Here is an 18,449-nt window from a genome sequence, read left to right as displayed (position 1 = left end):
GTTCTTAGTAGCGAACCGCAACACCGACTCGCATGATTGAATACGGGTTGGCGATATGGAGGTCACCGATCAACCGCCATAAGCGGGCGACGCACGCCGTATGGAGAGAGGGATTCGAGGTATGACGGCAGTTTCCACAGACCTGTCGGCGCTCGCGCAACAACTTCGCGTCGATAGCGTCCGCACCAGTACCGCCGCTGGGTCAGGACACCCCAGCTCGGCGCTCTCAGCCGCCGACATCATGGCGGTCCTCATGACAAAGTATCTGAAATACAACTTCGACCAGCCCGACAACCCCGGCAACGACCACCTGATCTTCTCGAAGGGCCACGCATCATCACTGCTTTATGCGATGTATCGGGCCGCCGGAGCGATCTCCGACGATGAGATGATGACCTATCGGCAGCTCGGCAGCCCATTCCAGGGCCATCCAACGCCGGTTCTGCCGTGGGTTGACGTTGCCACCGGATCGCTCGGCCAGGGACTGCCGATTGCGGTCGGCGTCGCGATGGCTGCCAAGTATCTCGACAAGCTGCCCTACCGCGTCTGGGTGCTGTGCGGCGACTCCGAGTTCGCCGAGGGCTCGATCGCCGAGGGCATGGACAAAGCCAACTACTACAAGCTGGGCAACCTGATCGGCATCCTCGACATGAACCGGCTTGGCCAACGCGGTGAGACGGAGTACGGCTGGGACGGCGATGAGTACGCCGCGCGCGCCCGCGCATTCGGCTGGCACCCGATCGAGATCGATGGCCACGACTTCGACGACATCAAGCGCGGATTCGATCTCGCGCTCGCCCATCAGGAAACGAACGAACAGCCTGTCCTGATCGTCGCCCGCACCGTCAAGGGCAAGGGCATCTCATGGATGGCCAACGAAAACGGCTGGCACGGCAAGCCGGTGCCGAAGGACAAACTCGACGAGACGATCGCTGAGCTGGGCGGCAAGACCGACCTGACGTTCGACGTCCCTGAGGCCCCGGCGGTCTCTGCGCAGACACCGGGGTCGACGAGCGCAGCTGATGCGTCAGCGACCTACGACCTCGGTGAGTCGGTCGCTACGCGCAAGGCTTACGGCGACGGCCTCAAGGCGGTCGGTGGAGAGCGCTCGGACGTTGTTGTACTGGACGCCGAAGTCTCCAACTCGACGATGTCGGAGGTGTTCAAGAACGCCTACCCGGAGCGCTTCTTCGAGATGTTCATCGCCGAGCAGCAGATGGTCGCCAGCGCGGTCGGCATCGGCGTCCGTGGCTACGTGCCGTTCGCCTCCACCTTCGGCGCGTTCATGAGCCGCGCCTACGACTTCATCCGCATGGCCGCGATCTCGCAGGCCAACATCAAGCTGTGCGGCTCACACGCCGGAGTCTCGATCGGCGAGGACGGGCCGTCTCAGATGGCGCTGGAGGACATCGCGATGATGCGCGCCGTGCACGGCAGCGTGGTGCTGTATCCATCAGACGCGAACCAGACGGTCGCACTCGTCCGCCAGATGGCGGACCACACCGGCATCGCCTACCTGCGGACGACACGCGCCGCAACACCGGTGATTTACGGTGCCGACGAAACGTTCGCCATCGGCGGCAGCCGCGTCGTGCGGGAGTCGGACGACGACAAGGTCACGATCGTCGCTGCCGGCATTACGCTGCACGAGGCGATCAAGGCGACAGACGCGCTGGCCGAGGACGGCGTCAATGTCCGGCTGGTTGATCTGTATTCAGTCAAGCCGGTCGATGTCGACACGTTGCGGGCCGCACTCGAGGCGACCGAAGGCCGACTGGTTGTTGTCGAGGATCACTGGCCGCAGGGCGGAATCGGCTCTGCTGTCCTTGAGGCGCTGGCAACCAGTAGCAACTCGTTCACGGTGCAGATGAAGCATCTCGCGCCGAGGGGCCTGCCCGGCTCCGCGACGCCAGAACAGCTGCTGGACTGGGCCGGCATCTCCGCCAGCCACATTGCCGATGCAGTCCGCGGCCTGCTCGGATAGGATTGTCGAAACGGCCCGCGGTGCAGGGCGCACCGCGGGCCACACCACGCGTCGAATAGCTCATCGGACGGCAACGGGAGAACATGCGCGCCTACTGGCAAAAGGTCGTGGACTGTGGGCGCGATATTCATCTGTTCCTGGGGTTTGCTCTCCTGTCGTTCATCGGCATCGGCGTCTTCACCCTCATCTTCAACCTCTATCTCGTGCAGCTCGGCTACGACGAAGGCTTCATCGGTGCGGTCAACGGCATCTATACGCTCTCGATGGGCATCACCTGCCTGCTGATTGGGTTCCTGATCAATCGCTTCGGCAACTGGATCTGTCTCACGCTTGGCACAATTGAATTCGCGATCAGCATGGTCGTGCTGGCAACAGTCACATCGGAGTCGGCACTGCTTATTCTCGCGGCAATGAATGGCATCGGCAGCGCGTTCATCATGACCGGCCAGATGCCGTTCGTCATCGAATGGACTCCGAGGCAGCACACGGCGCTGATGGCAGCCCTCTCATCCGCGATCAGTTCCGGCTCGATCATGCTCGGGAGCCTGGTCGGCGGACTGTTGCCATCCGGCGTTGGTGCACTGACCGATAGCGCCGCCAGCTCGGCCGAGGCATATCGTTGGACGCTGATTATCGGCGCCGGTCTGACGGCGATCAGCATCGCTCCGCTGCTGGTCATGGGTACCGCGCGCCAGGAACGACATCACGAAGACTTTCGCGTCTCGCACGCACAGCTCCTGTCACACCGAGTCCGCCGCCAGGCTCGCCGCGATGTCGGCTCATTGATGCTGCTCGGCCTGTTCCTCGCGCTCGGCGTCGGGGCAGTCGAGCCGTTTTACAACGTCCTGCTGACCAACATGGGGACACCGGCCGGGACCATCGGCCTCATCTTCGCGCTCTCGGGTCTCGCGGCGACGGTTCTGTCGGTCGCCGGACCAGCGCTCGCAGCGCGCATCGGTTACGTTTCGGCACAGATCTGGACGCGCGTATTCTTCATTCCGGTTCACCTTGCGCTGATACCGTTCCCAACAGCCTGGCTGGTCTCACTCGGTTACGCCGGTCGCAAAGATCTCCGGCTGTCTCGTGGCCGCTGGAGTCCGGCTCACGCTGGTGGTCTGCTGCCGCCACAAGCCCGCGCGCATGCATTCGGCTTGCGTTCAGCATCGTGGAATATCGGCTACGCGATTGCGGCGTTCATCTCCGGGCAGATCATCGCGCGGACGGGCAGCTATACTCCGGCATACCTGTCACTCAGCGTGTTCTGCATCCTGTCAGTCGCGGTCTACGTCATCGCGTTCGGCGGCCGACTGCCTGATGACGGCACACCAGCGACTGGAACAGCCAACCCGCCAGCAATCGAGCCACTGTCCACCGATTGACGCATGGCGTAGGCTCGAAGTATCGCAATGCATCGCACCGAAGAGGGCCGCACCGTTGATCTCTACCGAACTGACGCCAGACCAGACGCACCGCCTCGGCGAGCTCGCCGAAATCGTTCGCTTCCACGCGCCGCTCGTCGCATTCACGGGCGCTGGCATCTCGACAGAGTCGGGCATCCCAGACTACCGTGGACCGCAGGGTCTATGGACCACCGGCAATGCCAAGCCGTTCACCTACGACGACTTCATGAATAGTCCGGACGCGCGTCGTGAGTGGTGGAAGCGCCTGCCGGAACGGCTGGCCGAGGTCGAAGCGCGCCAGCCAAACGCCGGCCACCGCGCACTGACACAGATCGAGCGCGCGTTCGTCATGCTGGCGATCGTCACTCAAAATATTGACGGACTCCAGCAGGAGGCCGGCTCCGATCCGGCGCGAGTGATCGAGCTGCACGGCAGCAGCCGGATGGTGCGCTGCACGAAGTGCGGCGAACGCTATCTGGCGCGCGAAATCCTGGATGCCTATGGCGACCAGCAGGACCCGCCGCCATGCCCGAATTGCGGCGGCATCCTGAAGTCCGGAACGATCGCGTTCGGCGAGCCGGTGCCGCAAGATGCGCTGCGCGTCGGATTCACGGTCGCGCAGCAGGCAGGCGTGATGCTCGTCGTCGGATCGACGCTGCTGGTGAATCCCGCCGCGCGCGTCCCGGCCATCGCCAAGGAGTCCGGGGCCTACCTCGCGATCCTCAACAAGGGTCAAACCGGCCTGGACGACATTGCCGATCTACGGGTTGATGCCCCGGCCGGGCTGGCGCTAACGTATCTGGCGGAACGATTGCTGTCGTCGGAACCGGGCTTTTGAGTTGGGCGAACGGAGCGCAGATTGAGCGAGATTGTCGTGCTGGGCACCGCCCAGGATGGCGGGCTGCCCCACGCAGGCTGTCGATGCGCGCAGTGCGAACGCGCACGAGTCGAACCGGGCTTCCGCCGCACTCCGGCATCACTCGGCATTCGTGCCGGCGGCGAGACCATCCTGATCGACGCCACGAGCGCCGTCGGTGAACAGATGCACCTGCTGCAGTCAGCATCGCCGGATAGCACGCCCGGCGCACGCTACCAGCCACCCCCGACAATTCTGCTGACGCACGCCCACACCGGCCACTACGTCGGCCTCTGGCAGCTGGACAAATCTGTCATGGCGGCGAACCTCGTGCGCGTGTATGGCCCTCCGCTGACGATTCAGCTCCTCGCAGCCAACGAGCCGTGGCGGCAGATGGTGGAGGATGGCTTCATCTCGCTCTCGCCACTGCCTGTCGGCGAAGCGCACAATCTCACGTCGGGCCTCAGCGTCGTTCCAATCCCCGTCCCGCACCGGTCCGAGTGGCGAACCGACACGGTCGCCTACCGGATCGACGGCCCGACGCGCAGCGTCCTCTATTTGCCGGACATCGACCGCTGGGACGACTGGGACTTCGACCCAACCGAAACGCTCGGATCGGTAGATGTAGCGCTCATCGACGGCACATTCTGGGAGCCGTTCACGCGACCGGGGGTGCCACATCCGCCCGTGACAGAATCGCTGGATCGTTTCGAAGAACTGGCAAGATCCGGACGCACACGTATCGTATTCACGCACCTCAATCACTCGAACCCGCTCGTCGATCCAGCCAGCGCAGAAGCCGCGACGGTCCGCGAACGTGGCTTTGAGATCGCGCAGGATGGCGACGTCATCGGCCTTTAATGGCCAGATATGCTGGCTCGGCAATCACACGTGACTCCTGTCATGTCGAGTGTGCACGGACGAAGGCTCGTTTGCGTTGGGATGTATCGAACGGTGAGATCTTCGCTGCGGCTCAAGATGACAGGCTACGAGGATGGCTGTCGGATCGGGCGCCTCGACATGCTGAAACTGATGGACCGCTCACTCCTCTGTCCAGCATGCGGTGCCGCGCGCGGCAGCTACCTTTTGTCCTGTCATCTTGAGCCGCAGCGAAAGATCTCCCTCCCGTTCGATGCGGCCCAGCACAGAGGAGAGATTTGGTGTGTGCGCTCAAGACAATGGGCGTCTGCGGTGGCTGCCGCGCCACACAGACTGGCAATGTAGCGCTGACGGCTCATTTGGATTCGCACGCGCGGAATCGTGTTACGGTACCCAAAACGGCGATGCGACAGGAGGACGGGGTGGACGCAACCGATCTTTGCTACATGTCGGCGACCGAGTTGATGGACGCCTACAAACAGAAAACACTCTCACCTGTCGAGGTCACAGAGGCGGTCCTCGAGCGGATGGAGCGCGTGAACCCGACACTGAATGCGTTCGTTACCGTTACGGCGGATCGCGCCCGTGCCGACGCGCAAGCGGCTGAGCGCACCTACATGCAGGGCGATGCGACCGGCGCGCTGACTGGCGTGCCGATTTCGATCAAGGACATCACCTACACCAAAGGCATTCGCACGACACGCGGGTCGCTGTTGTACGCCGACGAAGTACCCGACGAAGACGCGCCGTTCGTCGAACGTGTCTATGCCGCCGGTGCGGTCATGCTCGGTAAGACCAACACGCCTGAGCTGGGCTGGAAGGGCGACTCGGGCAATCGCGTGTTCGGCCCAACGCACAATCCATGGAAGCACGGACACACTCCCGGTGGTTCGAGCGGTGGGGCAGCAACTGCGGTGGGAGCAGGGCTGGGGCCGCTGGCATCCGGTACCGACGGGGCAGGCTCGATCCGAATCCCGGCCGGATTCTGCGGCGTCTATGGGCTGAAGCCGTCGCTTGCACGAGTGGCGTACTACCCTCCGAGCTCGGTCGAGAAGCTGGCCCATATCGGCCCGATCACGCGGACTGTGCGCGATGCTGCGCTGCTCATGAACGTCACCGCCGGGGCAGATCCCCGCGACGCGGGAACATGGCCGCTCGACGAAGACTACCTGGCAGCCTGTGAGGGCGACATCAAGGGGCTGCGCGTTGGCTGGTCGCCAGACCTGGGATTCGCCAACGTTGATCCTGAGGTTGCTGCAATCACAGCGCAGGCCGCTGCGAAGCTCGCCGACCTCGGCTGCGACATTGAAGAGGTCGAAATCGGTCTGCCCGATCCGTGGCCAATCGTCGACACGCTCTGGTCGGTCGCGCAGGCCGGCGCTCATCGCGACAACTTTGATCAAGTCCGCGACCAGATCGATCCGGGTCGAATTCCGATCATCGAACGCGGGCTGGCGATGAGCGCGATTGAGCATTATGCAGCCCTGGCCGAGCGTGGTGCGTGGGCAGATGCCATGCGCAAATTCATGGAGCGCTACGACCTGCTGGTCACGCCGCAATTGCCGGTCACCGCGTTCCCCGCGGGCGACGATCATCCCGGCCAGATCAACGGTGTTCCAACGACCTACCTGGGCTGGACCGCGTTCACCTACCCGTTCAATGTCACCGGTCAGCCGGCTGCGACGATTCCCTGCGGGTTCGCCGCGAACGGATTGCCAGTTGCGCTGCAGTTCGTTGGTCGCTGGCACGACGATGCGACGGTTCTGCGCGCCTCAGCCGCCTGGGAGGAAGCATTCCCGTGGCGGCAGCATCGTCCGGCGCTGGGCTGATCGTGTCAGATGTACTCAACCTCGTCCGAAAGGTGTACGAGGCCGAGGCTGCTCGCGACCGCGCGTGATGCGTCATTGGTGAGGCGGTGGCTGTAGAAACCGACCTTGCTGGCATCGAGGGCTGCGGCGATCCACGCCGCGGTCACTTGACGGGCGAAGCCGCGGCGGCGGTAGTCCGGATGCGTCTCGATCGAGACTTCGGCAGCCTCTCCGTTCTCCCAGTCTGTCTCGGCCCAGGCGACTTCGCGGCCATCGCAGATGATGACGTATCGGTCGTCGACGCGGCGAACGTCCACATACTCTGCCGGCGAAGGGCGGCGTGCCGCAACATACCAGCAGATACGTCGAACATGCTGAATCGGCATCTGGTGGGCGAGGATGGCGCGGACCACTTCTTCGTCGTCGTAGCAGCGAGCAGCGCCGAGCGAACGGATCTGTTCGTGAGCCATCTGAGGGACGTCTTCGCGCAGATACATTCGGAAATGATTTGCGACGTGACTCACCAGAACACGCGGCTGGTCATCCTGCTCGTTCGTAGCGATCGGCAGGATGTCGCCAACCGGGGCGATGCCGAATTCGAGCGTCATCTTCAGTTCGATCAGCTCGACGGGTTGCATTGCCCTGCTAGTTTCGAGGCATCAGCGCGACGCACGGAAGGCAGAGGAACGTCGCGAACGGCACGACCCAGTAGGCGGTGCTGATCCCGACCGCATCGGATAGCGCGCCAAAGCTCAGCGCCGCGATGCTCTGCGCCACGAAGCCGAGCGCCAACAGCATGCCGGCCATCGGCCCGCGCGCTTCGGGCACAACTTCAGCTGCCATCGCCAGGATAATCGTCCTCGGCGCCATCATGGCTGCACCAGCAAGGGCAAGAACTAGCAGCACCAACCAACTACCGTTCTCCAGCCAGAGATACAGTGACATCAACAGTGGGGTCGTGGCAACCAGCAAGAGCAGGATCGGTCGCCGACCAATTCGGTCAGACAGACTTCCGAATACCAGCGCACCGACAATGCCAGCAGCAAAGAGCGTCGAGAGTGCGAATCCGCCGTACCACTCGCCATGCCCGCGCTGAATCAGAAACTCAACCAGGAAATAGTTGAACGGTGTCGTTACTATGCCGATGAGAATTGAAAATGCGAGGATCGCTGAGACCGCACGTCGTCTCGTGCGAAACAACGCCCCAAAGCCCGGCTGCTCCAGATCGCGTTGAGATGCCTCAGCACCGGTCGTGTCGAGCGTGAAGTAGAGGAGGATCGAGGCGACGATCCCGAAGATCGCCACGACGAACGAGCCGCGCAACGTGAACAGCGCGATCGCGCCGGTGATGATCAGCGGACCGATGGTGCGCGAGAGTTCCCCACCTGACATAAAGATCGACATGGCCTTGCCCATGCGCTGTCCGCCATACTCGCCAACCAACGAGACAGCCGGGGCATGGAACATGGCCGACGCGAGTCCCGAGATCAGCAGCAACAGCAACACGGTGGCGATGTTGGGAGCCAGGCCCAGTGACGAGATGGCTATCGCCGCGATGGCCGGCGCGAGAACGACGAACCAGCGTCGACTGGTGCGATCGGCGACGTAGCCAATCAACGGCTGGAAGACGCTCGGCATCTGCTGCGCAGGAATCATCAGGCTGACGAGGAAGAGCGGGATGCCGAGCTGGTCACGGATCGCCGGGATGAGCGGTCCAATAAACGACGTGTACATGTCGTGCGAGAAGTGGGCGAACGAGCAGACACCGACGCCCCGAGCGTCATAGCCATCGACCTGAGCCTCGGTCGCCTCGCCAGCTGTATCGTCTACGTCTGCCGTCACACCCTGTGATGAAATGCCCGCCCCCAGTCAGATCCCCGCGTAGTTGCGATCCGGCCAGGCCAACCAGACCGGATCGCGTGCATTGAAGTCGCTACCAGGTCGGCCGCGTCACCGCGCCTTCGGCGGCGCTGGAGACCAGCGCGGCATACTTGGCGAAGACACCGCTTTCGTAGGATGGCTTCGGGCGCGTCCAGTCGCTCATCCGTTCGGCGATTTCCTCGTCGGTGAGCTCGACCGACAGCGAGGTGTTGGCAATGTCGATCACAACAATGTCGCCATCGCGGACTGCTGCAATCGGTCCGCCAACCGCAGCCTCCGGGGCGACGTGGCCGATGCAGAATCCGCGCGTGCCACCTGAGAAGCGTCCGTCCGTCAGCAACCCAACCGAGTCGCCGAGACCGGCACCGACCAGCGCGCCGGTCACGCCCAGCATCTCGCGCATGCCCGGACCACCTCGCGGCCCCTCGTAGCGGATGACGATGATGTCGCCGGGCTTGATCTCGCCCTCGGTGACTGCGTGCATGGCATCTTCCTCGCGCTCAAAGACACGAGCCGGGCCACGCTGGTAGTTGCGATCGGCAGCCGCGATCTTGATCACGCTGCCCTCTGGAGCAAGGTTGCCCTTGAGAATGACGAGGCCGCCAGTAGGCTTGAGGGGTTCGTCGACAGTGTAGACAACCTTCTGGCCTTCGGTCGGCTCAGCATCCTGCGTTGCTTCGGCCAGCGTCGCACCGGTCGGCGTGAGCTGGGTGCCATCGACGACGCCGCCTTCGATCAGACGCTTGGTGATGAGCTCAATGCCACCTGCGTTGTAGACATCAACCGCCGTGTACTTGCCGCCCGGCATCAGGTCAGCGATCACCGGCGTGCGCTGCGAGATCGCGTTGAAGTCATCAATGGTCAGATCAATGCCGGCCTCGCGTGCCATCGCCAGCGAATGCAGCACGATGTTCGTCGAGCCGCCGGTCGCGCAAGCTGCCGAGATCATGTTCTCGAAGGCAGTGCGCGTCAGGATCTGGCTGGGGAGCAGGCCGCGCTCCAATTGCTCCATAACCAGCTCGCCGGCCTTGAACCCGATCTTTTCCTTCTTCGGATCCTCCTGTGGCACGCTTGCCATCCCAACCGGCGACAGCCCCAGCGTTTCGAGCGCGCCGGCCATCGTGTTGGCCGTGAACTGCCCGCCGCAAGCGCCTGCTCCGGGGCAGGCAGCGTGCTCCAGCACGTTCAATTCTTCGTCGGTCATCCGACCGGCGGCATTCGCCCCGACGCCTTCGAAGACATCGACAATGGTCACATCGCGATTCTGGAACCGGCCCGGGTAGATCGACCCGCCGTATAGCACGAAGCCGGGGATATCGAGTCGGATCAGCGCCATCGCTGACGCCGGCAGCGTCTTGTCGCAAGCCGCCAGAATGACGATCGCATCGAACATGTGGCCGCGAGCGACAAGCTCGATCGAGTCGGCGATCACTTCGCGCGACACGAGCGACGCCTTCATGCCCTCAGTACCCATCGTCACGCCGTCGGAAATGGCGACCGTGTTGACTTCCATCGGCGTTCCACCGGCTGCGCGGATACCGGCCATCACTTGCTGGGCGAGACGCCGCAGACCGAAGTTGCAGGGCATCGTCCCGATCCACGAGTGGGCGACGCCGATAATCGGCTTGCGCAGATCGTCGTCGGACAACCCGATTGCGTGCAGCATTGCGCGCGCTGCCGCGCGATCGCGCCCATCATTCATCACCCGGCTCTTGTGACGCGTATCAAATTGCGTCGAGCTCACCATCTGCTTCTCGCCTTTCGCAGCGTTCGCGAACCTGCCTGTGCAGGCGTCGCGCCCTTCCCAATCTCCCGCACACTGAATATTCACCGGCCCGCGCCGGTGGCGCAACCCCCGTGGCTAGCGGGCGCTGCCGATGCCATCGACAGCGGCCACGTTCTCTAGCGACGACAGGTCGCCGAGGTCTTCCAACTCCAGATAGCGACCGCGAATGACGCGCCGCATGATCTTGGCATTGCGCGTCTTTGGCAGGTCGTCCACAAAGAGCACGCGATCAGGTTGCAGCGGCTTGCCAACATGCTCCGCAACTGTTGCTCTGATCTCAGCCCGCAGGCTATCAGACTCCTCAGCGCCCGGTGTAAGGATGACAAACACGACAATCGCTTCGCCCTTGATCTCGTGAGGCACGCCGATGGCGGCGGCCTCTTGCACCAGAGGATGCGCGACAGCCGCCGATTCGAGCTCAGCTGGCCCAATGCGCTTCCCGGCGATGTTGAGGGTGTCGTCCGAGCGGCCGAGGATGTACCAGAAGCCGTCGTCGTCGACCATTGCCCAATCGCCGTGGACCCACGCGCCGGGCATCTTCGACCAGTATGTCGCTTCATACCGTTCATCATCGCGCCAGAAACCGTTGGTCATGCCGACCCACGGGCCGCGAATGATGAGCTCGCCGACGGCGTTGCGCACCGAGCGCCCTTCTTCGTCAACGACATCGGCAGGGACTCCCGGGACAGCACCGTTGAACGAGCAGGGCTTCTGCGGATGGATCGTCGTTGAGGAAACGATGCCGCCGCTGATCTCCGTCCCGCCGGAATAGTTCACAATTGGGCAGCGCCCCTTGCCAACGTTGTTGAACGTCCAGAGCCATGGTCCCGGATTCCACGGCTCGCCGGTCGATCCCAGCGTACTCAACGTCGGCAGCTCGTGACGCGTGACCCACTCGTCGCCGCGTCCCATCAGCGCCCGAATGAGTGTTGGAGAGATGCCGAGAATGGTCGCCTCGTGGCGCTCAACGACCTGCCAGAGACGATCCGGCTCGGGATAGTCGGGCGTACCCTCGTAGAGAACGACCGACGCCCCGGCGATCAGTCCGCCGGCAACCGCCCACGGCCCCATCATCCAGCCCAGATCGGTCACCCAGAACAGCCGGTCGCCCTCGTGCACATCGAAGCAGAAGGCGAGATCCTGCGCTGCCTTGATCGGGAAACCGGAATGCACGTGAACAGCACCCTTCGGTTTGCCGGTCGTGCCGGAGGTGTAGATGATCATGTAGGGATCGTCCGCGGCTGTATCTTCCGGGTCGCAGGTGTCTGCCTGCGAATCGAGCACATCATCCCACCAGATGTCGCGCCCATCCGTCCACGGCACGTCGTGACCAGTACGCCGGACGACAACAACCTGCTTCACCAACGGTGCTTCGGCCAGCGCTGCGTCCGCCGTCTCCTTCATTCGCACCACCGAGCCGCGCCGGTAAAACCCATCGGCGGTAATGAGCACCTGCGCCTCGGCGTCGCTCAATCGCGTCGCCACGGCATCCGCGCCATACCCTGAGAACATCGGCACATAGACCGCGCCGATCCGACTGCAAGCCAGCGTCACGACTGCGGCCTCAACGATCATCGGCAGATAGATGCCGACGCGATCGCCCTTGCCAATGCCGATCGACCGCAGACCATTGGCAGTACGGTTTACCTGTTGGGCCAGATCATCGAATGTCAGCGAGCGGGTCGCGCCATCGTCGCCTTCCCAGATGAGCGCCGTCTCACTGCCGCGTGCCGCACAATGGCGGTCAACCGCCGACACCACATAGTTCATGGCCCCCGTGAACCAGTGCGGCCAGCGGGTCCATCGCGAAGATCCAGCACCTGCTCGTACGGCTTGCGCCAGACGATGCCCAGCTCTTCCACGACAGCGCCCCAGAACCAGGCTGGATCGGCAGCAGCCCTGGCCGCCATCCCTTCCCAGCCAGCCACGCCGTGCGCCCGTGCGAACGCCAGCGCACGACTGCGCGACAGACGCGCTTCATCTGGTTGCCACGCAATTGGCAGGTTCGAGAACTCGGCAGTTGGGAGCGCCATCGGAATCCCCTCTATAGCACTGTGCACCTGGAGCGTCAGCAGGACGATTGTGTTCAGTCGGCGCTGGTTGGTCAACAAGGAGCAGCAATTGCGCCAGGTTCATTATGGCCGTACACTCGCCGCTACGGCAGACACGATACGGTTTGTCATTTGCGCTTTTGCAGGGCCGAGAATGACCGCAAACTCCACACCGACACTTAAGACGTATACCTGCTCAAACTGCGGAGCGACCACCACGTTCGATCCGCGAACGCAGATGCTGCGTTGTCCATTTTGCGGCACCGAGGTCGCAGTCCGCGCCACGGCTGCCGGGACGCCATCGTCTGCATCAGTATCGCGCCTCGTCCTTCCCTTTGCTATTGAGAAATCCGGCGCGGTCGATGCCATTCGCGATTGGCTCGGATCGTCGTTCTTTGCGCCGGGTGATTTGCAGTCGCGTTCAGCGCTGGATCGCGGGCAGGGCACCTATGTGCCGTTCTGGCGGCTGGACGCGCACGCGACGTCGGAGTGGGAAGGCGAGGTTTCACAAACGCACACTCGTCAGGTTGCACGCTCATTCACCGACAGTGCCGGCAAATCCGGCACACGCATGGAAGACGAAGAGTACAAGACGTGGCATCGGCGTAGCGGCACACATGATGGGCGGCATCGCGTCTGGATCTCGGGTTCATCTGGCCTGACACAAGCCGAGGGTGACCAGCTCATGCCATTCCCCGAAGAGGGGATGCTGACATTCTCGACCGATGCGATTGCCGGATATTCCGCCGAGGAGCCGGGCCTCGATCTCGACGGTGCCTGGGCAGCAGGTGAACCGAAAATCACGCAACTCGAGCGTGATGCCTGCGCGAACGAGGTTGAGCGCGTCACGCGGGTCGACACCCGCATCTCCGAACGTTCCGCCTCGCTCTGCTATCTCCCGGTCTGGATCTTCGGCTATCGCTACAACGGTGCAGACTATCGGGTGCTGCTGAATGGACACACCGGCGAAATTGTCGGCAAGCGGCCAAAGTCGCGCACGAAGATCATCGGCACGCTCGCCGCCATCGCGCTTGTTATCGCTGTCATCGTCCTCCTGGTGGTCGTGCTCCGCTAGATCACGAACCTAACCCAAAGCAATTTCGAAATTCGATGAAACTGGGTATTGACATCCTGTCACGGTGCTGCTATCGTGTATGTACGGTCCCGATGAGTTCTCGTGGATCGACGCACCGGACGCCACTCTTCTTCGGATGTATGGCTGATGGGCCTGAGATCTCCAGTCGGAGTCGCGACACGGACGCAAGCCCTGTGACGAGACCTACCGCAGAGATCATGACGTCTGGAAAGTGGTCTGCCGCCAACCGACTATCGATACCGACCACCGAGCGGTTCGCCGCGCGGCACGGAAGTGACGGTAGGCACGCGTCGAGAAGCAGCGGCTTGTCGGGGCCTTTCCCTTTTGCCCATGTTGCTGTCAGGTAAGTGGGCCGACCTGCGCGCCAGTGAGCGTGACCAGGTCGTTCGGAGCCAGCTCGATCTCCAAGCCGCGCCGACCAGCGCTGATACAAATCGTCGTGAATTCCAACGCCGATTCGTCGATGGCTATCTGCAGCTTGCGTCGTTGTCCAAGCGGGCTGATCCCGCCGATCACGTAGCCGGTCGCTCGCTCGGCATCCTTCTGATTTGCGAGCTGAGCTTCGCGCGCACCGAAGACCGCTGCCACTGACCTGGCGCGAAAGCGCGCGTCCGCCGGAACAACAACAACCGCCAGCCGCCGTCCGTCCAGCTCGACGACGAGCGTCTTGAACACTCGCGCCGGATCGATGTTCAGCGTGCGTGCCGCCTGCGCTCCCCAGTCGGACTCGGTACGCTCAACGTCATATTCAGAGACTGTGAACGACACGTCGGCACGCTGTAGCTCCGCGATTGCAGGTGTTGACGCACTGCGCTTCACGATCCGTCCTTCCGAGTGAGTCCATCCATTTCGAAACGTACATCCGCTGGCAAGCGCGTGTGGCATTCCGCTTGCGTTACCGACAGCGGCGTTATCCGAGTACGTGTTCAGGGAGGGTTATCTCATGTCAGGAACGAACGACAAAGTATCAGGCAAGTTCGACGAGCTCAAAGGCAAGGCCAAGCAGGCTGCCGGTGATCTCACCGACAACGAAGAGCTGCGTGACGAGGGCAAGCTGGACGAAGCCAAGGGCGAAGGCAAGCAGTTCCTTGGCAAGGTGAAGGACGCTGTCGAAGACGCCAAGGACGCCGTCGAAGACGTGTTCAAGCGCGACAAGGACAACTAGTCCGCAACCCGATATAGATCTCCGAGCAACCCTGACGGCGCGGATTCGTCCGCGCCGTTGCCATACCCCCATTGCAGCAGTTGGATGGCTCCAATTGGATGTTTATGGCTGGAGCCGACGATAGCAGCATAGAGACATCGGAGTGTCTCGGCCGAAAGATGAGCATGCGACGGTCGATGCGCATGCAATCTCCGGTCGTCGGATTCAGGGGGTGGGAACGGTGAGCATCGACAAGTCCAGCGGCTCCAAGAAGGACGCGCCGAAGAACGTCAGTGTCAGCGACATCGGGGGCGTTGATGTCCGGCTGATTGCTGCGGCGGCAGTCATGATCGCGGTCGTCTTCGTCATGACCCGCGTTGTCCAGATCACGATTGGCCCGGGCGGCTACATCCACTTCGGTGACATTGCGCTGTATGTAGCAGCGTTCCTCTTCGGCCCGATCGTCGGCGCGGTCGCAGGCGGGACCGGCACGGCATTGGCCGATCTGTCGAGCGGCTTCGGCGCGTGGGCACCCGGCACGTTCATCATCCACGGGTTGCAGGCGCTCGTCGCCGGTCTGATCGCCTGGCGCGGCGGACTGGCACGCACAATCCTGGCAGTGATCGTTGGCGGCGCAATCGTCGTCGTCGGCTACTTCCTGTATCAGTGGATCCTGATCTCAGCCGGATCGTTCAACTCGTTCCAGGCAGATGAGGGCAAGTCGGCTTTTGCTACGGCAGCCGCCGCTGTCTGGCCGAACACCTTCCAGGTGCTGATCGCAGCGATCGTCGCGGTCCCGCTCATCATCGCGATCCGCCAGGCCTACCCGCCGGTTCGCCGCTGGGGTGCCGGGCCGAGCTGGGTCGAGGAGTAGTTTTTCGCGACTCAACCCAGGTTGCACGATCGAAAGCCCTTCCCAATTGCGGGGAGGGTTTTCATCTCGCCACCTGCGCAGCGAGGTCCGGCGCTGGCGGCTATGATTCTCGCAACGGAGCGATGCCGAGGAGACGAGTACGGGTGCCCGAAACGATTGCCGTCCGAATCGACAACCTGCACTATCGCTATCCGGCGTTCGATGACAGCGCCGACGACGAGGCTGCCTGGGCGCTCGAAGGTGTCTCGCTGGAGGTGCGCGAAGGGGAGCTGCTTGGTGTGACCGGCACGACCGGCAGCGGCAAGACCTCTCTGTGCCTGGCTCTGAATGGCATCGTGCCACAACAGACTGGGGGCACGATTCGTGGCGATGTCTGGATCGGTGAGTGGAACACGAAGCGCGTGCCCATCCCGCAACTCTCGACACGCGTCGGCGTCGTGTTTCAGGACCCGGAGGCGAACCTGCTCGGGCTGACTGTTGAGGATGAGCTTGCATTCGGTCCGGAGAATCTCGGCGTTGCGCCAGAAGAAATCGAGCAACGGATCACCTGGGCGCTGGATGTCGTCGACATGGCTGACGCCCGATTCCGCTCGGTCCAGCAGCTGTCGGGGGGCCAGAAGCAGCGCGTCGGAATCGCGGGAGTACTCACGATGCGACCGGACATCATCGTTCTCGATGAACCGACCGCCGAGCTGGATCCAGCCGGCCGACGGGAGATCACGAAGGTCATTGCAGATCTGCGACAGCGCGACGCGCACGTCACCGTCATCCTGGTCGAACGCGACCCGGAGGTGCTCGCACGCCTCGCCGACCGCATAGCCGTGCTGGACAGCGCTGCCATCGTCACCGTCACGGACCCCGCCAGCCTGTATCGAAATCCGGAGCCGCTGATCGAACGCGGCATAGACGTGCCGGCTGCGGCGAGCATCGCGGCCGGGCTTCGATCTGCAGCAGGCGAGCCACTTGAGTTCATCGAGAGCGACGCGGCAGTCCGCTCGTTGTCGTCGCTGTTGACATCGGCGACGCGATCGTGAGCGACGCCCGGATCAAGGTCGAACACGTCTCGTTCGCATACTCCGTCGCCGGCCAGCCCGACCATCTGGCGCTCAATGATGTGTCGCTGCGGATTGATCCGGGGAAACTGGTGGCGATCGCCGGCCGCAACGGCTCGGGCAAGTCAACGCTGGCGCGGCACCTGAACGGCTTGCTGAAGCCGGATGCCGGGAGCGTGACCGTCGACGGAACGGATACACGCACCGAGTCGGTCGGTCGATTGGCAGCGCGCATCGGTTACGTCTTTCAGAATCCCGATCACCAGCTGTTTCTCCCCTCTGTTCGCAAGGAGGTTGAGTGGGGGCCGAGTCGCCTCGGGCTAACTGGAGCAGCACTCAACGATCGCGTCGACGACACGCTTACGCGATTTGGGCTGGCTGACGTTGCCGGGCGACATCCGGCGTCGCTCGGGCGCGGACTTCGTCGGCTCACTGCCTTGGCGGCTGTGATGGCGATGGATCCGGGAGCGATCGTGCTGGACGAGCCAACTGGCGGGCTGGACCTGCGTCTGACGACTGCGTTGATGACGATGCTCCAGTCGCTCACAGCCGAAGGACGATCAGTCATCCTCATTACGCACGAGATGCGTCTGGTCGCTGAATACGCGCAGCGCCTGGTTGTGCTCAGTCAAGGGCGGATCGTCGCCGACGGACCGCCGAGCAGCCTGTTTGCAGATCAAGATCTGATGACCGCCGCCAGCCTGGCCGCGCCGGAGGCCGCGCGCATCGCACAGTCACTTGAGCCGTACGGCGTGCCGCGTGGAGTCACGACGAGCGACGGTGTTGTTGCGGCTGTTGCCGATCTGCTGGCGAGGGAACGATGACCGCCTCTGCGCTTGAGTTCTACGTTCCCGGCACATCGTGGCTCCATCGCATGGATCCGCGCGTCAAGCTCTTCGTCGCGTTGCTCTCCGGCGTTGTCACGTTCTTCTGGATCAATCTCCCGCTTCTCGTGCTGGCGCTGATACTAGTACATGTTGTCCTGCTGGCATCTGGCTATCCCTGGGAGCGTCTGGCGACGGCCTGGCGGGCGATCTCGCTGCTGCTCGTCTTGATCGTCCTCGTCTGGCCACTGTTCGATCACACCGGCGATGTCATCCTGACGCTCGGCCCGATCGACATCACCGACCACGGGCTACTTCGTGGCGTTGCCAACGCGCTGCGGATAGCTGTCATTAACTTCTTGTTTGTGCTGTGGATCGGAACGACCGACGCGCGCGACCTCGTTCGTGGCTTCGTTCGGCTGGGGTTGCCGTTCCGCTGGGGCATGGCGCTGACGATTGCGTTGCGGTTCATCCCGACCTACGCAGGTACCTGGGCGACGATCACCGATGCGCAGCAAGCTCGTGGGCTCGTGCTCGAAGGCTGGTGGATGCGGCGGGCGCGACAGATGCTACCGATCCTTGTTGCGGCGCTTGTCAGCGCGCTGCGCACCAGCGAGCAACTGGCGATGACGCTGGAGTCGCGCGGCTTTGGAGCGAGCCGCACACGGACAGTCTTGCGCGATATCCAGATGCGCTCTGTCGACTGGCTCGTGCTGGCCGTCACGGTCGTCCTCGCCGCACTTCTGATCTGGCAAACGCTTTTCAACGGATTTGGGCAGTCGCTTTTCGCGCTGTTTGCATGATGCGGCAGCAG

At 63.0% G+C, this 18,449-nt stretch carries 17 protein-coding genes; 11 read left to right on the top strand and 6 right to left on the bottom strand.

Annotated features, from left to right (window positions below):
• Positions 1–121: 121 nt before the first annotated feature.
• The 5 genes from M9890_00725 (at position 122) to M9890_00705 (ending at position 6,948) form a co-directional block, all read left to right on the top strand.
• On the top strand, positions 122–1,984 hold the full coding sequence (locus M9890_00725) for a transketolase (GenBank protein MCO5175495.1): 1,863 nt from the start codon (positions 122–124) through the stop codon (positions 1,982–1,984).
• A gap of 83 nt (positions 1,985–2,067) precedes the next feature.
• Positions 2,068–3,363 carry an MFS transporter gene (locus M9890_00720; GenBank protein ID MCO5175494.1) on the top strand — a complete coding sequence of 432 codons (1,296 nt, stop codon included), beginning with the start codon at positions 2,068–2,070 and terminating at the stop codon, positions 3,361–3,363.
• A 55-nt stretch (positions 3,364–3,418) separates the two neighbouring features.
• Positions 3,419–4,222, top strand: coding sequence for a Sir2 family NAD-dependent protein deacetylase (locus tag M9890_00715; protein ID MCO5175493.1), 804 nt, complete (start codon positions 3,419–3,421; stop codon positions 4,220–4,222).
• Positions 4,223–4,243: 21 nt separating this feature from the next.
• Complete coding sequence (locus M9890_00710; protein MCO5175492.1) at positions 4,244–5,101, top strand: MBL fold metallo-hydrolase; 858 nt, start codon at positions 4,244–4,246, stop codon at positions 5,099–5,101.
• A 440-nt stretch (positions 5,102–5,541) separates the two neighbouring features.
• Positions 5,542–6,948 (top strand): amidase, encoded by a 1,407-nt coding sequence (locus M9890_00705; GenBank protein MCO5175491.1) that lies wholly within the window; start codon positions 5,542–5,544, stop codon positions 6,946–6,948.
• 5 nt (positions 6,949–6,953) lie between these two features.
• On the opposite strand, the gene M9890_00700 is transcribed toward M9890_00705, so the two are convergent.
• The 5 genes from M9890_00700 to M9890_00680 form a co-directional block, all read right to left on the bottom strand.
• Positions 6,954–7,565, bottom strand: coding sequence for a GNAT family N-acetyltransferase (locus M9890_00700; GenBank protein ID MCO5175490.1), 612 nt, complete (start codon positions 7,563–7,565; stop codon positions 6,954–6,956).
• A 7-nt stretch (positions 7,566–7,572) separates the two neighbouring features.
• Positions 7,573–8,769: an MFS transporter gene (locus tag M9890_00695; protein ID MCO5175489.1), complete on the bottom strand. Its 1,197-nt coding sequence runs from the start codon at positions 8,767–8,769 to the stop codon at positions 7,573–7,575.
• A 91-nt stretch (positions 8,770–8,860) separates the two neighbouring features.
• Positions 8,861–10,510 carry a dihydroxy-acid dehydratase gene (ilvD, locus tag M9890_00690; protein MCO5175488.1) on the bottom strand — a complete coding sequence of 550 codons (1,650 nt, stop codon included), beginning with the start codon at positions 10,508–10,510 and terminating at the stop codon, positions 8,861–8,863.
• A 159-nt stretch (positions 10,511–10,669) separates the two neighbouring features.
• Positions 10,670–12,364, bottom strand: coding sequence for an AMP-binding protein (locus M9890_00685; GenBank protein ID MCO5175487.1), 1,695 nt, complete (start codon positions 12,362–12,364; stop codon positions 10,670–10,672).
• Complete coding sequence (locus M9890_00680) at positions 12,361–12,627, bottom strand: hypothetical protein (GenBank protein ID MCO5175486.1); 267 nt, start codon at positions 12,625–12,627, stop codon at positions 12,361–12,363. Before M9890_00680 ends, M9890_00685 begins: the two co-directional genes overlap by 4 nt.
• Positions 12,628–12,799: 172 nt before the next feature.
• On the opposite strand from M9890_00680, the gene M9890_00675 reads away from it, so the two are divergent.
• Positions 12,800–13,720, top strand: a complete 921-nt coding sequence (locus M9890_00675) for a hypothetical protein (protein ID MCO5175485.1) — start codon at positions 12,800–12,802, stop codon at positions 13,718–13,720.
• Positions 13,721–14,080: 360 nt separating this feature from the next.
• Here the strand turns inward: M9890_00675 and ybaK are convergent, their stop codons facing one another.
• Positions 14,081–14,560, bottom strand: coding sequence for a Cys-tRNA(Pro) deacylase (gene ybaK / locus M9890_00670; GenBank protein ID MCO5175484.1), 480 nt, complete (start codon positions 14,558–14,560; stop codon positions 14,081–14,083).
• A gap of 124 nt (positions 14,561–14,684) precedes the next feature.
• On the opposite strand from ybaK, the gene M9890_00665 reads away from it, so the two are divergent.
• The 5 genes from M9890_00665 (at position 14,685) to M9890_00645 (ending at position 18,438) form a co-directional block, all read left to right on the top strand.
• Positions 14,685–14,906: a CsbD family protein gene (locus M9890_00665; GenBank protein ID MCO5175483.1), complete on the top strand. Its 222-nt coding sequence runs from the start codon at positions 14,685–14,687 to the stop codon at positions 14,904–14,906.
• Positions 14,907–15,126: 220 nt separating this feature from the next.
• The gene (locus tag M9890_00660) at positions 15,127–15,759 is read left to right on the top strand and encodes an ECF transporter S component (GenBank protein ID MCO5175482.1); all 633 of its coding nucleotides are present in this window, start codon (positions 15,127–15,129) and stop codon (positions 15,757–15,759) included.
• A gap of 143 nt (positions 15,760–15,902) precedes the next feature.
• Positions 15,903–16,793 carry an ATP-binding cassette domain-containing protein gene (locus tag M9890_00655; GenBank protein MCO5175481.1) on the top strand — a complete coding sequence of 297 codons (891 nt, stop codon included), beginning with the start codon at positions 15,903–15,905 and terminating at the stop codon, positions 16,791–16,793.
• Positions 16,790–17,635: an energy-coupling factor ABC transporter ATP-binding protein gene (locus M9890_00650; protein ID MCO5175480.1), complete on the top strand. Its 846-nt coding sequence runs from the start codon at positions 16,790–16,792 to the stop codon at positions 17,633–17,635. Before M9890_00655 ends, M9890_00650 begins: the two co-directional genes overlap by 4 nt.
• Positions 17,632–18,438: an energy-coupling factor transporter transmembrane protein EcfT gene (locus tag M9890_00645; protein MCO5175479.1), complete on the top strand. Its 807-nt coding sequence runs from the start codon at positions 17,632–17,634 to the stop codon at positions 18,436–18,438. Before M9890_00650 ends, M9890_00645 begins: the two co-directional genes overlap by 4 nt.
• Positions 18,439–18,449: the final 11 nt, after the last annotated feature.

The organism is Thermomicrobiales bacterium, from assembly GCA_023954495.1.
GTDB lineage: Bacteria > Chloroflexota > Chloroflexia > Thermomicrobiales > CFX8 > JAMLIA01.
The sequence above is the reverse complement of the archived record's forward strand: the minus strand, read 5'-3'. Positions and strand labels throughout refer to the sequence as shown.